Origin of the sequence: Kitasatospora azatica KCTC 9699, assembly GCF_000744785.1 — a bacterium.
GTDB classification, from domain to species: domain Bacteria; phylum Actinomycetota; class Actinomycetes; order Streptomycetales; family Streptomycetaceae; genus Kitasatospora; species Kitasatospora azatica.
Genome location: NZ_JQMO01000002.1, coordinates 2,002,724 through 2,016,335 on the forward strand (window position 1 = coordinate 2,002,724; position 13,612 = coordinate 2,016,335).

12 protein-coding genes are annotated in these 13,612 nt (G+C 74.4%); 3 read left to right on the forward strand and 9 right to left on the reverse strand.

From position 1 onward, the window contains the following. Positions 1 to 38 precede the first annotated feature (38 nt). Together recN and yczE are read right to left on the reverse strand one after the other, a co-directional pair. A complete protein-coding gene (recN, locus tag BR98_RS09325; RefSeq protein WP_198042183.1) occupies positions 39 to 1,772 on the reverse strand; it encodes a DNA repair protein RecN in 1,734 nt (577 codons plus the stop codon). Positions 1,773 to 1,847: 75 nt separating this feature from the next. After that, the gene (gene yczE / locus BR98_RS09330) at positions 1,848 to 2,489 is read right to left on the reverse strand and encodes a membrane protein YczE (RefSeq protein WP_232247304.1); all 642 of its coding nucleotides are present in this window, start codon (positions 2,487 to 2,489) and stop codon (positions 1,848 to 1,850) included. Positions 2,490 to 2,580: 91 nt separating this feature from the next. Here yczE and yczR point away from each other — a divergent pair, with 91 nt between their 5' ends. After that, positions 2,581 to 4,080, forward strand: coding sequence for a MocR-like transcription factor YczR (gene yczR, locus BR98_RS09335; protein ID WP_035841651.1), 1,500 nt, complete (start codon positions 2,581 to 2,583; stop codon positions 4,078 to 4,080). Between the two features lie 32 nt (positions 4,081 to 4,112). Here yczR and BR98_RS09340 read toward each other — a convergent pair whose 3' ends face one another. Genes BR98_RS09340 through BR98_RS40190 form a run of 4 tightly spaced genes read right to left on the reverse strand, consistent with a single transcriptional unit; the run spans position 4,113 to position 7,024 of the window. Next, positions 4,113 to 5,015 carry an NAD kinase gene (locus BR98_RS09340; protein WP_035841653.1) on the reverse strand — a complete coding sequence of 301 codons (903 nt, stop codon included), beginning with the start codon at positions 5,013 to 5,015 and terminating at the stop codon, positions 4,113 to 4,115. Positions 5,016 to 5,074: 59 nt separating this feature from the next. Further along, entirely contained in the window at positions 5,075 to 5,881 is an 807-nt protein-coding gene (locus BR98_RS09345) for a TlyA family RNA methyltransferase (RefSeq protein ID WP_035841654.1), read from the reverse strand. Positions 5,882 to 5,901: 20 nt separating this feature from the next. Then, complete coding sequence (locus BR98_RS09350; RefSeq protein ID WP_232247305.1) at positions 5,902 to 6,195, reverse strand: hypothetical protein; 294 nt, start codon at positions 6,193 to 6,195, stop codon at positions 5,902 to 5,904. Beyond that, the gene (locus BR98_RS40190; RefSeq protein WP_063774730.1) at positions 6,188 to 7,024 is read right to left on the reverse strand and encodes a hypothetical protein; all 837 of its coding nucleotides are present in this window, start codon (positions 7,022 to 7,024) and stop codon (positions 6,188 to 6,190) included. Before BR98_RS40190 ends, BR98_RS09350 begins: the two co-directional genes overlap by 8 nt. 174 nt (positions 7,025 to 7,198) lie before the next feature. On the opposite strand from BR98_RS40190, the gene BR98_RS09360 reads away from it, so the two are divergent. Beyond that, on the forward strand, positions 7,199 to 7,546 hold the full coding sequence (locus BR98_RS09360) for an SCP2 sterol-binding domain-containing protein (RefSeq protein ID WP_035841656.1): 348 nt from the start codon (positions 7,199 to 7,201) through the stop codon (positions 7,544 to 7,546). Positions 7,547 to 7,613: 67 nt separating this feature from the next. Here the strand turns inward: BR98_RS09360 and BR98_RS09365 are convergent, their stop codons facing one another. Both BR98_RS09365 and BR98_RS09370 read right to left on the reverse strand, forming a co-directional pair. After that, entirely contained in the window at positions 7,614 to 8,639 is a 1,026-nt protein-coding gene (locus BR98_RS09365) for an HAD-IIA family hydrolase (RefSeq protein WP_035841657.1), read from the reverse strand. Further along, positions 8,636 to 9,328, reverse strand: coding sequence for a tetratricopeptide repeat protein (locus tag BR98_RS09370; protein ID WP_232247306.1), 693 nt, complete (start codon positions 9,326 to 9,328; stop codon positions 8,636 to 8,638). The genes BR98_RS09365 and BR98_RS09370 overlap by 4 nt, the downstream gene beginning before the upstream one ends. Positions 9,329 to 9,622: 294 nt before the next feature. Between BR98_RS09370 and BR98_RS09375 the strand changes: the two genes are divergently transcribed. Next, on the forward strand, positions 9,623 to 10,993 hold the full coding sequence (locus BR98_RS09375; RefSeq protein WP_083976196.1) for a DUF1015 family protein: 1,371 nt from the start codon (positions 9,623 to 9,625) through the stop codon (positions 10,991 to 10,993). Positions 10,994 to 11,053: 60 nt separating this feature from the next. Here BR98_RS09375 and BR98_RS42770 read toward each other — a convergent pair whose 3' ends face one another. Beyond that, positions 11,054 to 13,396, reverse strand: a complete 2,343-nt coding sequence (locus tag BR98_RS42770) for a tetratricopeptide repeat protein (protein ID WP_232247307.1) — start codon at positions 13,394 to 13,396, stop codon at positions 11,054 to 11,056. Positions 13,397 to 13,612: the final 216 nt, after the last annotated feature.

Genomic DNA, 13,612 nt, shown 5'->3' on the forward strand with positions numbered 1-13,612 from the left:
GCAAAACTGGCCGCTACTGGGAAAACGATAAGTGGTGATCAACCCTCCCGGGGAGAGCGGGCCGTGGCAAGCAGCTCCTCCGCGTGCGCACGGCCCAGTTCGGAGTCCTCCAGCCCCGCCAGCATCCGGGAGAGTTCGCGCACCCGCTCCTCGTCGGTCAGGGTCTTCACCCCGCTGCGGGTCACCGTGCCGTCGTTGGTCTTCTCCACCACCAGGTGCCGGTCGGCGAACGCGGCCACCTGCGGCAGGTGGGTGACCACCACGACCTGGGCGCTGCGGGCCAGCTTGGCGAGTCGACGGCCGATCTCGACCGCCGCCTTGCCGCCGACGCCCGCGTCGACCTCGTCGAACAGGTAGGTCGGCACCGGGTCGGCGCCGGCGAAGACCACCTCGACGGCCAGCATCACCCGGGAGAGCTCACCACCGGAGGCGCCCTTGGCGATCGGGCGCGGGGCGGCGCCGGGGTGCGGGGCGAGCAGCACCTCGACCTCGTCGACGCCGTGCGAGCCGTAGGCGACGGTGCGCCCGTCCAGCTCCAGGCCGTCCGGGTCGTCCAGCCGGGAGAGTTCGAAGGTGACCTTGGCGTGCGGCATGGCCAGCTCGGTCAGCTCGGCGGAGACCGCCTCGGCGAACCGTCCGGCGGCGGCCCGGCGGGCGGCGGAGACCTCGGCGGCCAGCGCGGCCAGCTCGCCGCGCAGCTGGTCCTGTTCGGCCTGCAGCTCCTCGATCCGGTCGTCGTCGCCGTCGAGCTCGGCCAGTCGGGCGGCGCCCTGCTCGGCCCAGGCCACCACCTCGGCGGTGCCTCCGTCGACCGAGCCGTACTTGCGCAGCAGCTGGGCCAGCACCGCGCGGCGCTCCTCGACGGCGGCCAGCCGGACCGGGTCGGCGTCCAGGCCGTCGGCGTACATCGCGAGGTCGCCGGCCACGTCGGCCAGCAGGTAGCCGACCTCGGCCAGCCGGTCGGCGAGGGTGGCCAGCCGCTCGTCGTGGCCGCGCACCCCGTCCAGGGCGCGGCGGGCCTGGCTGAGCAGGGTGCCGGCGTCCACCGAGTCCGGGTCGGCGGGGTCGCCGGCCAGCGCGGCGTGGGCCAGCACGGCGGCGGCGGAGAGCGCGTCGGCGTGGCCGAGCCGCTCGGCCTCGGCGGCCAGCTCGACCTCCTCGCCGGCCACCGGCTCGGCGGCGGCGATCTCCTCCAGGCCGAAGCGCAGCAGGTCGGCCTCCTGGGCGCGCTCGCGGGCCTGGGTGGTCAGCTCCTCCAGGGTGGCGGTGACCTCGCGCAGCCGCCGGTAGCCGGTGCGGTAGCGGGCCAGCGGCTCGGCCAGCGCCTCACCGGCGTAGCGGTCCAGGGCGCCGCGCTGGCGGGCCGGGCGCAGCAGGCGCTGCTGGTCGCTCTGGCCGTGCACGGCGATCAGGTCCTCACCCAGCTCGGCCAGCAGGCCGACCGGGACCGAGCGGCCGCCGACGTGCGCGCGGGAGCGGCCCTCGGCGGAGACCGTCCGGCTGATCAGCAGCGCGCCGTCGTCCAGCTCGGCGCCGGCCTCCAGGGCCCGGGCCGCCGCCGGGGAGCCGGCCGGCAGGTCCAACCGCCCCTCGACCACCGCGCGGCTCGCCCCGCCGCGGACCAGGCCCGGGTCGGCGCGGCCGCCCAGCAGCAGGCCGAGGCTGGTCACCACCATGGTCTTGCCCGCACCGGTCTCACCGGTCACGACGGTGAAGCCGGGGGCCAGCTCCACTACCGCATCGTCGATGACACCAAGATCCCGTATCCGCATCTCGTCCAGCACGGAGACGACCTTACGAGACGCCGCCCCCGCCGCGCGACGAGCCGGGGCCCTGGGACGTGAAGTTCATTCGTTCCGGGCGACCATCGGCGAAGCAGCGGCGGGAACCGTGCACCAGCGCAGGAAGAACTGCGCCAGCGGCCCGATCGACAGTGCGTAGGCGACCGTTCCCACCCCCGCGTTGCCGCCCAGGCCGACGCCGGCCAGCAGCACGGTGAGCTCGAGCCCGGTGCGCAGCAGGCGCAGCGAACGGCCGGTGCGGCGGTGCAGGCCGGTCATCAGGCCGTCGCGGGGTCCCGGGCCGAGCCGGGCGCCGATGTAGAGGCCGGTGGCCAGGCCGTTCAGGGCGATGCCGACGGCCAGCAGCGGGATCCGCACCGCGAGCTGGTGCTGGGCGGGCAGCAGGGCGAGGGTGGCGTCCATCGCCACGCCCAGGATCAGCACATTGCCGACGGTGCCGACGCCCGGGCGCTGGCGCAGCGGTATCCAGAGCAGCAGCACGCAAGCGCCGGTCAGGAAGACCACCGTGCCGATGCTCAGCCGCAGGTGCTGGGCCAGGCCCTGGTGGAAGACGTCCCACGGGTCGAGACCGAGGGCCGCGCGGTACATCAGCCCCATGCTGACGCCGTAGAGCACCAGGCCGGCCAGCAGTTGGGGCAGTCGGCGGCCGAGGGCCATCGTGTCGGTGGGCAGGGCGAGGATCGCCATGGTGGCTCCTTCGGGTAGATCCGCTCTGCCATGATGGGAAGTCCACTGGACTACTCTCCAGGTCCAATCCAGCTCAGGTGGACTGATCGGCATGAGCAACTGGCACGGCACCGTCACCCCGCCCGCCCTGGCCCGGCTGCTGCGCACCGCCCGGCTGCCCGAGCCCATCGGCAGCCACCGCCCCGCCTACCGGGCGCTGGCCGGCCAGGTCCAGCAGCTGATCAGCGAGGGCCGGCTGCCGGTCGGCACCCGGATGCCCGCCGAACGCGAGCTGGCCACCGCCCTGACCCTCAGCCGCACCACCATCGCCACCGCCTACGAAACCCTGCGCACCGAGGGCTACCTGCGCAGCCGGCGCGGCTCCGGCAGCTGGACGGCGCTGCCCGAGGGCAGCCGCCCGCCCGGCGACGCGCTCTTCCCGCTGCCGCCCGAGGAGCACGGTCAGGTGATCGACCTCGGGGTGGCCGCACCGCCCGCCCCGCAGCAGCTGCTGGCCGAGGCCGCCGCCCACGCCGTCGAGCTGCTGCCCGCCTACGCCGGCGGCCACGGCCACTACCCGAGCGGCGTGCCGGTGCTGCGCGAGGCCGTCGCGCAGCGGTTCAGCGAGCGCGGACTGCCGACCACGCCCGACCAGATCCTGATCACCACCGGCGCGATGAGCGCACTGGACCTGGTCCGGCGCACCCTGGTCCGGCCCGGCGAGCGGGTCGCGGTCGAGACGCCCAGCTATGCGCACGTGCTGCAGGCGCTGCGCAGCGGCGGCGTCCGGCTGGTCCCGGTGCCGCAGCGCCGGGAGGGCCCCGAGCAGCTGCCGGACTGGGACCTGGACGAGTGGCAGCGGGTGCTGCGCGGGGCCGCGCCCAAGCTCGCCTATGTGATCCCCGACTTCCACAACCCGACCGGCACGCTGATCGACGAGCGGCAGCGCCGCGAACTGCTGGCCGCCGCCCGGGCCGCCGGCACCGTGGTGCTGGCCGACGAGACGATGGCCGAACTGGCCTGGAACACCCCTGAGCCGCCCCGCCCGACGGCCGCCCTGGACCGCTCCGCGCAGGTGGTCACCGTCGGCTCCGCGGGCAAGCTGGCCTGGGGCGGACTGCGGGTCGGCTGGGTACGGGCGGCCCCCGCGCTGATCCGCCAGCTGGCCAACGAGCGGGTCCACCACGACATCGCCACACCCGTGCTGGAGCAGCTGATCTGCGCCACGCTGATCGGCGAGCGGCTGACCGAGATGCGCAGCCTGCGGCTGGAGCAGCTGCGGGCCAGCGCCGGCGCGCTGCTCCCGGCCCTGCGGGAGCGGCTGCCGCAGTGGCGGTTCGCCGAGCCGAACGGCGGCATGACGCTCTGGATCGACACCGGGGGCCTGTCCGGCGCGGCGCTGGCCCGGGCCGGCGAGCGCACCGGGGTGCGGATCGCGGCCGGTTCGCGGTTCGGCGTGGACGGCGCCTTCGAGGGCTACGTCCGGCTGCCGCTCACCGTGCCCCCGGCGGCCGCCGCCGAGACCGCCGAGCGGCTGGCCGCCACCGTCGCCCTGGCCGACCGCGACGGGCGCGCGGCGTGGCCGGGCGAGGTGACGGCCCTGGCCGTGTGACCAGCCGTGTGACCAGGGCCTGTCCGGCCGGCTCAGCAGTTGCCGGTGCGGCCGCGCCAACCCGTCACCGGCAGCGCGAACTTGGCCACCAGCCGGTCGGTGAACGGCGCCTGGTGCAGGCGGGCCAGCCGGACCGGGACCTGCCCGCGCCGGACCTCGACCCGGGCCCCGGCGGGCAGCTCGAAGGAGCGCCGCCCGTCGCACCAGAGCACGCCGTGCGGGGTCTTCGGCTGCACCTCCACGGCCAGCACCGAGTGCGGCGACGTCACCAGCGGACGGGCGAACAGCGCATGCGCGCTGATCGGCACCATCAGCAGCGCCTCCACCTCCGGCCAGACCACCGGGCCGCCGCCGGAGAAGGCGTACGCGGTCGAGCCGGTCGGAGTGGAGAGGACCACGCCGTCGCAGCCGAAGTTGGAGACCGGGCGGCCGTCCACCTCGGTCACCACCTCGAGCATCCGCTCCCGGGCCGCCTTCTCCACCGATGCTTCGTTCAGTGCCCAGTCCTCGTGCACCACGTCGCCGTTGGTGCGGACCAGCACGTCCAGGGTCATCCGCTCCTCGACCTCGTAGGTGCGGTCCACCACCCGCTCCACCACCACCGCGAGGTCGTCCCGCTCGGCCTCGGCCAGGAAGCCGACCCGGCCCAGGTTGATCCCGAGCATCGGCAGCCCGGTGTCGCGGGACAACTCCGCCCCGCGCAGCAGCGTGCCGTCCCCGCCCGCGACCAGGATCAGCTCGCAGCCGTCCGCCGCACCGTGCCCGGCCTGCACGGTCTCCACCCCGTCAGGCAGATCGAGGTCGACCGCCTCGGCGGCCAGCAGCCTGATCCTGAGACCCGCCTTGAGCAGCCCCTGCACCAACTGCTCGACGCTGCGCAACGCGGCCTCCCGGCCGGTGTGCGCGATCAGGAAGACCGTACGTTCCTCGCTCAAAGCCCTCTCCCTACGCCTACTGGTCGCCTTTGGCCTTTCGACGTACCTGGTCCAGCACCCTATCTGGGCCCCTCCGCCACGGCCCGGTCCGCTGCTGCGGGATCGAGCTGCGCGGCGTCGCGACGCAACCACAGGAAGTATTCGACATTACCCGAAGGACCGGGCAACGGGCTGGCCGTTACCGCCCGCACACCCAACCCCAACTGCCAAGCCTGATCCGCGACCTGACGGACCATCTCGGCGCGCAGCTGCGGGCTGCGGACCACTCCGCCACTGCCCAGCCGCTCCTTGCCGATCTCGAACTGCGGCTTCACCATCAGCACCAGGTCGGCATCGGGCGCCGCGCAGGCCGCCAGCGCCGGCAGCACCAGGCCGAGCGAGATGAACGAGAGGTCGCCGACCACCAGGTCCACCGGCTCGCCACCGATCAGCTCCGGGGTCAGCTCGCGGACGTTGGTGCGGTCCATCACGGTGACCCGCTCGTCGCTCTGCAACGACCAGGCTAGCTGGCCGTAGCCGACGTCCACGGCCAGCACCCGCGCGGCACCGGCACGCAGCAGCACGTCGGTGAAGCCGCCGGTGGAGGCGCCCGCGTCGAGCGCCCGGCGGCCCTCGACCACCAGGCCCTGGGGGACGAAGGCGGCGAAGGCGCCGGCCAGCTTGTGACCGCCGCGCGAGACGTAGTCGGGGTCGTTCTCGTCCTTGGCGACCACCACGGCCGCCGAGGTCTCCACCTGGGTGGCCGGCTTGGTCGCGGTTGCCCCGCCGACGCTGACCCGGCCCGCCGCGATCAGCTCGCTGGCGTGCTCGCGCGAACGGGCCAGGTTACGTCGGACCAGCTCTGCGTCGAGTCGGCGTCGTGCCACTGCCACGGGTGGTTCAGCTCCTACGGGCTCTGCTCGCTGTGCTCGCTGTCCAGCGAGGCGAGGACGGTACTGAGGGTCTGCTGCACATTTTCGTACACGACCGCGTGCTCGATGGTCGGCACCCCGTCCAGCCGCGCCAGCCGGGTCAGCGCGGCGTCCACCTCGGGATGCCCGGTGGGGTCGACGCTGACGCCGAGCGGCTCGGGATCGGGGGCCCAGAGGGCGGCCAGGGACGGGGTTTCCTCGGGGGTTTCCGCGAGGGTGTCCTCGGGGGTTGTGGGGTCGGTCGGCTCGACCGGGAGGTCCTCAGACATCGTTCTCACCTGCGTGGGGCTTCTTCGCCGGCGCCTTCTTGGCTGGGGCCTTCTTCGCAGAGGCGGGTGCCTTCTTCGCGCTCGCCGTCTTCGCGGTGGTCTTCTTCGCGGGGGCCTTCTTCGCAGCCGTCTTCTTCGCAGCCGTCTTCCGGGCGTCGGCGGGCGGCTGCTCGGCGGCTTCCGCAGCGGCCGCCCTCTTGGCAGGCGCCTTCCGCGCAGGAGCCTTCTTGGCAGCGCTCTTCGTCGCAGCGGCCTGCTTCGCCGGAGCGGCCTTCTTCGCGGCGGCAGCAGCCTTCCACGCGGGCGTCGTCTGCTTCGGCCTCACCGGCGGCGCCCCGTCCGCGTGCAGCCCCTCGGGCTCCCACTCCGCGGCCCCGGCCCCGGCCGCGGTCTCCTGCTCCGGTGACCAGTCCTCCGCGAACAGCCCGTCCGCGCGCCCGGCTGTGCCGGCCGCACCGGCCGTACCCGCCCCGCCCCGCGCGTGCTCACGCGCCGTCGTCCCGGCGGCCCCGTCGCCGTCCTCCAGGTCCCGCAGCTTGCCCTCCAGGTAGGCGAGGACGACGCCGACCTTCGTCACCTGGTCGCCGAGCTTGCCGAAGCGCTCGACGGCCTTCTCCGCCTCGGCGCGCGCCAGTCCGACCGCCAGGTCCACCCCGCCGCGGCCCGCCGTGACGATCTCCTGGGCCAGGGTCTGCACCGTGCGCTCGGCCGCGGCGACATCGACGCCCGCCCGTTCGAGCAGCTCGGCGGCCGTCTCCACCACGCGCTTGCCGGTCTGCTCGGCGAGTCCGGCAGCCAAGTCCACGTACTCCCGCAGTGTCTGCCGCATTGTCTCGGTGCCTCCTGTGTGCCGTCCTGGCCCCGGACGGGCCTGCTGCCAGTCGCTGCCCGGTGTCGACGCTACCGTGTCCACCCGCCGCTGTGCGGCAGCTATCGGCGTCCGGAGCAACCGGTACCGTGGCTCGAGGACCCGCACCCAGAGCAGACCCCGGAGATCGAGACGATGGCCAACCCCGAGGAGTGCCGCACGGCGCTGGAGCAGCTCAGCCAGAACCTGGCCAAGGCCAACGGGAACGTGCGCAGCGCCGCCTCCCTCGACCGCTCGCTCAGCTGCCGGCTCACCGACCTCGATCTGACCTTCACCGGTGTGCTGCGCGACGGCCGGATCCAGCAGGTCACCCAGGCCCCCGGAGCGCCGACCGAGAAGGCCGACATCCGGCTCACCATGACCAGCGACGACCTGGTGGCCCTGGTCGGCGGCCGACTGAACTTCGCCAGCGCCTGGGCCGGCGGCCGGGTCAAGCTGGAGGCCGGCATCCGCGACCTGCTGCGCCTGCGCACGCTCCTCTAGCCGATCTCGGCTCGATCTCGGCTCGATTCGGCCGGCCGACCGGCCGACCGGCCGACCGGCCGAAGGCTCAGAACCCCAGTTCCGCCAGCGCCTTGCGCCCGTCGGCCGGCTCCCCGCTCCGGTCCAGCTCCGCCCAGGCTGCCGCGCACAGCGCCCGCAGCCCGTCGTACCGGTCGTCCCCCGCGCCGCCGAGCCGCAGCTCGCCGTCCAGCACCCGGGCCTGCCGGCCGCGGCAGTCGAAGCCGCCGTCGGGCAGTGCGGTGACCGGCGGGTGCGGCTCCAGCAGCCCGCGCAGGTCGGCCGAGAGGTAGGTCGGCCGGTACTTGGCCGGCGCGGCCAGCAGCTGCGCCGGGGTGCTGACCCCGGTGAAGACCAGCAGGCTGTCCACCCCGCCGTTGAAGGCGCCCTCGATGTCGGTGTCCAGGCGGTCGCCGACCACCAGCGGCCGCTTCGCGCCGGTGCGCAGCACCGTTTCACGGTGCATCGGCGGCAGCGGCTTGCCGGCCACCTCGGGCTCGACGCCGGTGGCCGCGCGGACGGCCGCCACCAGGGTCCCGTTGCCCGGCGCGACCCCGCGCCCGGTCGGGATCGACATGTCGGTGTTGGACGCCACCCAGGGCAGCCCGCTGGCCACCGCGTACGAGGCCTCGGCCAGCCGCTCCCAGCCCACGGAGGGGTCGAAGCCCTGGACCACGGCCGCCGGGCCGTCGTCCAGCGAGTGCACGGCCACCAGGCCGTGCTCGGCGAGCGCCTCGATCAGCCCGGCACCGCCGACCACCAGCACCTTGGACCCGGCCGGCACCTTCTCGGCGATCAGCCGGGCGGCGGCCTGGGCGGAGTTGATCACGTCCTCGGGCGCCGCCGGGACACCCAGCTCGGTGAGGTGCTCGGCGACGACGCGCGGCGGGCGGGAGGCGTTGTTGGTCACGTACGCGAGCCGCATGCCGTGGGCCCGGGCGACGTCCAGCGAGCTCACCGCGTGCTCGATGGCGGCCGGGCCGGCGTAGACCACCCCGTCCAGGTCGAGCAGTGCGGTGTCGTAGGCCGCCATCAGCGGCTGCTCGCTGTGGCCCGGGACCTGAGTGTCCGTCATGCCTGGTTGTCCTCGTCCTTCGGCTGGTCGGTGGCTGCCTGCTGGTCAGTGGCTGCCTGCTCGTCGGTGGCCGCCGGCTGGTCAGTGGCTGCCTGCTCGTCGGTGGCCGCCGGCTGGTCGGTGGCCGCCGGCTGGTCGGTGGCCGCCGGCTGGTCGGTGGCCGCTTGCTGGTCGCTTGCTCCCTGCCGGTCACTTGCTCCCTGCGGCGGCAGGTACCCCGGCGCACCGGGCAGCAGGGGCCCGAACGCCCCGGCCCGGGCCGCCAGGGTGGCCCGGGTGTGGCGCAACGCCTTGCGGTAGTGCTCGGCCTGCGGCCGCATCGCCACCGCCAGGGCCAGGTGCTTGACCGAGGTCTCGAAGTCGCCGAGCCGGGCCGCCGCGATGCCCCAACCGAACTGAGCGTAGTCGTCCGAGGGATCGGCCTGCGCAATGGCCCGGAAGTTCTCCATCGCCGCCGCGTACGACCCGGCGTCGAACTGGGCCCTGGCCAGCGCCTCCCGGATGCTCTTGGAGTGCGGTTCGGCGGCCGCCGCCCGGGCCAGCAACTGCTCGGCCGCCGCCGGATGCCCGTCCGCGAGCAGCCGCTCGCCGCGCCGGAACCATTCGTAGACGTCCCCGGTCGGCGCACCGTCACCGGTGACCGGCCCCTCACCCGCCCCGCCGGCGGCCTGCCCCTGCCCACCACTCATGCCCGGCCTCCTCGCTCCACCGACCCGCCTCAACGACACGCCCCACCGACCCGACCTGACGCCTACCGGTCGATCGGTCGGCGGATTCTTCTCCAAGATCTGGGAACAACCTAGTTCCCGGATACCCTTCCCAGATTGACCTCCTCCACCTCCCGGTGGAGGGGACAACTTCCGCACCGACCGCCACCCCGGAGTCCGCCAACCGAGGACGACGGGGCCGACACTCCCCCACCCTCCGGGCGGGGGGAGCCCCAACTCCGGCCCACCAGGCCAGGGACCCTCGGGAGAGAACTGATGAGTGCACCCCGTGCAGAAGGCGACGCCTCCGCCCCAGCGGGCGGCCCCGGTGACCCCGGCCACGTCGCCACCGCAGGGCTTTCGCTGTCGCCCTTCCGCGGGCTGCGGTACGTCCCCGAACGCGTCGGCACCCTGGCCGCGGTGACCTCCCCGCCCTACGACGTGGTGGACCCGCACCGCCGACTCAGCCTGGAGACCGCCGACCCGCACAACGTGGTCCGCCTGATCCTCCCGCGCCCCGAACCCGACGACACCGGCGAGCGCCCCGACCGCGACACCCGCTACCGGCACGCCGCCCGGCTGCTGGAGGACTGGCTGAGCGAGGGCGTGCTGGCCCCCGACCCGAAGCCGGCCCTGTACGTCTACGAGCAGCGCACCGCCGAGGGCAGCCCGAGCGGCGAACTGCTGCAGCGCGGCCTGATCGGCGCCCTCGCGGTGAGCGGCCGGGAGGGCGGCGTGGTCCTCCCGCACGAGGACGTGATGCCCCGGCCGGTCGCCGACCGGGTCGGCCTGATGCGCACCACCCGGGCCAACCTGGAACCACTGCTGCTCACCTACCGGGGCAAGGGCGGGGCCGCGGCGGTGATCGAGCGGACCGTGCAGCGCGAACCGCTGCTCACCACCACCACCTCCGACGGCACCCGGCACCGCCTCTGGGCCGTCACCGACCCCGCCGAACTGGCCCAGGTGACCCGCGATCTGGCCACCTGCCGGGCGCTGATCGCCGACGGGCACCACCGGTGGGAGATGTACCTGCGACTGCAGCGCGAACACCGCCACCTGCCGTTCAGTCCCTGGGACCGGGGCATGGTGCTGCTGGTGGACACCGCGCGCTACCCCCTGCGGGTCCGGGCCATCCACCGAGTGCTGTACCGGCTGCCGCTGGACCGCGCGCTGGCCGCCGCCGGCGAGCACTGGCAGGTCAAGGAGGTCCCCGGCCCGCTGGACGCGGCGCTGCAGGCCCTCGCCGAGGCCAAGGCGCACGGCGGCAACGCCTTCGTGCTGACCGGCGGCGACGGCACCTTCTGGCTGATCGGCGAACCCGAGGAGTCGGTGCTCGACGCCACCGTCCGCACCGACCGTCCCGACGAGTGGCGCCACCTGGACGCGACCGTCCTGCACTCCACGCTGCTCGACCACACCTGGCACGTCCCGGACAGCCCCGACGAGATCGGCTACCTGCACGCGGCCGCGGCCGCCGAGCGCGAGGCCGCCCGCAGCGGCGGCACGGCCGTGCTGCTGCACCCGGTGGACGAGGGCGTGGTCCGCCGGCTCGCCGAGCAGGGCGTCACGATGCCGCGCAAGTCCACCTCCTTCGGGCCGAAGCCGGCCACCGGGCTGGTGCTGCGCAGCCTCGAACTGGGCTAGAAACGCCGGTGACCCCCGGCCCGAGGGCTGGGGGTCACCGGCGTTCGCCTGCTTGTCGCGTCAGTCGCGACGCGCCTCGCGGTCGCGGTTCACCTGGTCGGTCTCGGCCTCGTCGGCCTCCTCGATCTCCAGGTCGTCATCGTCGTAGTACTCCTCGACGTCCTCGTCGTCCTCGAAGATCACCCGGTCCTCGCCGTCCTCGCGGACGTCGCGGCGCTCCTCACGGCGACCCTCGGACCGGCCCTCGGCCTGGGCCTCGGACGAGACCTCGTCCTCCTCGGTCTCCTCGACCTCCTCGGCCTCCGGGTCCAGCGCGTCGACGAACTCCAGCCCGTCGATCTCCGCCAGCCGCTCCGAGGCGTTGGTGGCGCCGTCCGGGTCGGCCTCCACGGCCTTCGCGAACCAGTCCCGCGCCTCGTCCGCACGCCCGGCCGCGATCAGCGCGTCGGCGTAGGCGTAACGCAGCCGCGCCGTCCACGGGTGCACCGTGTGCGAGGCCAGCTCCGGGCTCTGCAGCGTGACCACGGCGGCGTCGAACTGCCCCAGGTCGGCGCGCGCACCGGCCGCGACCAGGCGCATCTCCACCTGACCGGCCTTGTCCAGCTGCTTCACCTCGGGCTCACCGGCCATCGCCAGCGCCCGCTCCGGACGGCCCAGACCGCGCTCGCAGTCGGCCATCACCGGCCACAGGTCGGCCCGACCGGTCATCCGGCGAGCCGCCCGGAACTCGGTCAGCGCCTCCGAGTAACGCTGCGTCATGTACGAGGCGAAGCCGGCCGCCTCCCGCACCGAGGGGACGCGGGAGGCCAGGCGGAGCGCCACCCGGGAGTACTTGTAGGCCTCCTCCGGCTCGGTGTCGAGCAGGCGGGCCACCATGACGAGGTTGCGGGCCACGTCGTCGGCCAGCGTCTTCGGCAGGCTCTTCAGCTCCTGGCGCACATCCGCGTCGATCTCCATCCCCGTGACGTCCTCGGGGATCGGGAGGCGGTGCACCGGCTCCTGGTGGCCCCGACGGTCGTCGTAGCCGCCACGGTCGCCGCGGTCGTCACGCCGGCCCTCGTAGGAGCGGCCGCCACGGTCGCCACCACGGTCACGGTCCCCGTAGGGACGGCTGCCGCCACGGTCACCGCCCGGGCGACCCTCACGGCGGAAGCCGCCGCGGTCCCCGCCACGGTCGCGGTCGCCGTAGGACGGACGGTCACCCGACGGGCGGTAGCCGCCGCGGTCGCCACCGGAGGGGCGGTCGTCACGGCGGAAGCCGCCACGGTCGCCGCCGGACGGGCGGTCACCGGACGGGCGGTAGCCACCACGGTCGCCACCACGGTCACGGTCACGGTCGCCGTAGGAGGGACGGTCACCGGACGGGCGGTAGCCCGAGGGACGGTCATCCCGACGGAACCCGCCACGGTCGCCACCACGGTCACGGTCGCCGTAGGACGGACGGTCACCGGAGGGACGGAAGCCACCACGGTCGCCACCGGAGGGCCGGTCACCGGACGGACGGTAGCCGCCACGGTCGCCACCGGAGGGACGGTCGTCGCGACGGAAGCCACCACGGTCACCGCCGGACGGGCGGTCATCCCGACGGAACCCGCCACGGTCGCCACCACGGTCACGGTCACCGTACGAGGGACGGTCTCCCGAGGGACGGTCACCGGACGGACGGTAGCCCGAGGGACGGTCATCCCGACGGAACCCGCCACGGTCGCCACCACGGTCACGGTCACCGTAGGACGGACGGTCACCCGAGGGACGGAAGCCGCCACGGTCACCACCGGAGGGCCGGTCGTCACGGCGGAAGCCACCACGGTCGCCACCGGACGGGCGGTCACCGGACGGGCGGTAGCCGCCACGATCCCCGCCGCGGTCGCGGTCGCCGTAGGAGGGACGGTCGCCCGACGGGCGGTAGCCGCCGCGGTCGCCACCGCGATCGCGGTCGCCGTAGGAGGGGCGGTCACCGGACGGGCGGTAGCCGCCACGATCCCCGCCACGGTCACGGTCACCGTACGACGGACGGTCGCCACCGCGGTACCCACCACGGTCGCCGCCGCCGCCGGCGGGGCGGTCGTCGCGGCGGAAGCCGCCGCGGTCGCCACCACGGTCGCGGTCGCCGTAGGAGGGACGGTCGCCCGACGGGCGGTAGCCGCCGCGATCGCGGTCGCCGTAGGAGGGACGGTCACCGGACGGGCGGTAGCCACCACGGTCGCCACCGGTGGGGCGGTCCCCGCCACGGTCACGGTCGCCACCGCGATCACGGTCACGGTCGTCGCGGCGGAAGCCGCCCTCACCGCGGTCGTCGCGGCGCGGGCCGCGGTCGTTCGACCAACCTCCACGGGAGCGGGGCTCGTAGCCTCGGCCTTCGCCCGATCGACGCTCGGGACGGTCCTGGGGCGGGTTCGACATCGCGGTGACTCCTCTACTTCATCAGCTTCGCCGCAGGTCGGGACACCACAAGGCCCTACGCGGCAAGGTGCCGGCCACCGGCCGCACACCAACTTCATTGTCGAGCATCGGCTCCGGCCTCGCGCCTGGAGAGGCGGCGGGCGGACCGAGCGAATCCTGCTTGTGCAAGGTGTTCGAGAAAACACAAAAGGCCGTGGCCCCAGCTCATCGCTGGGG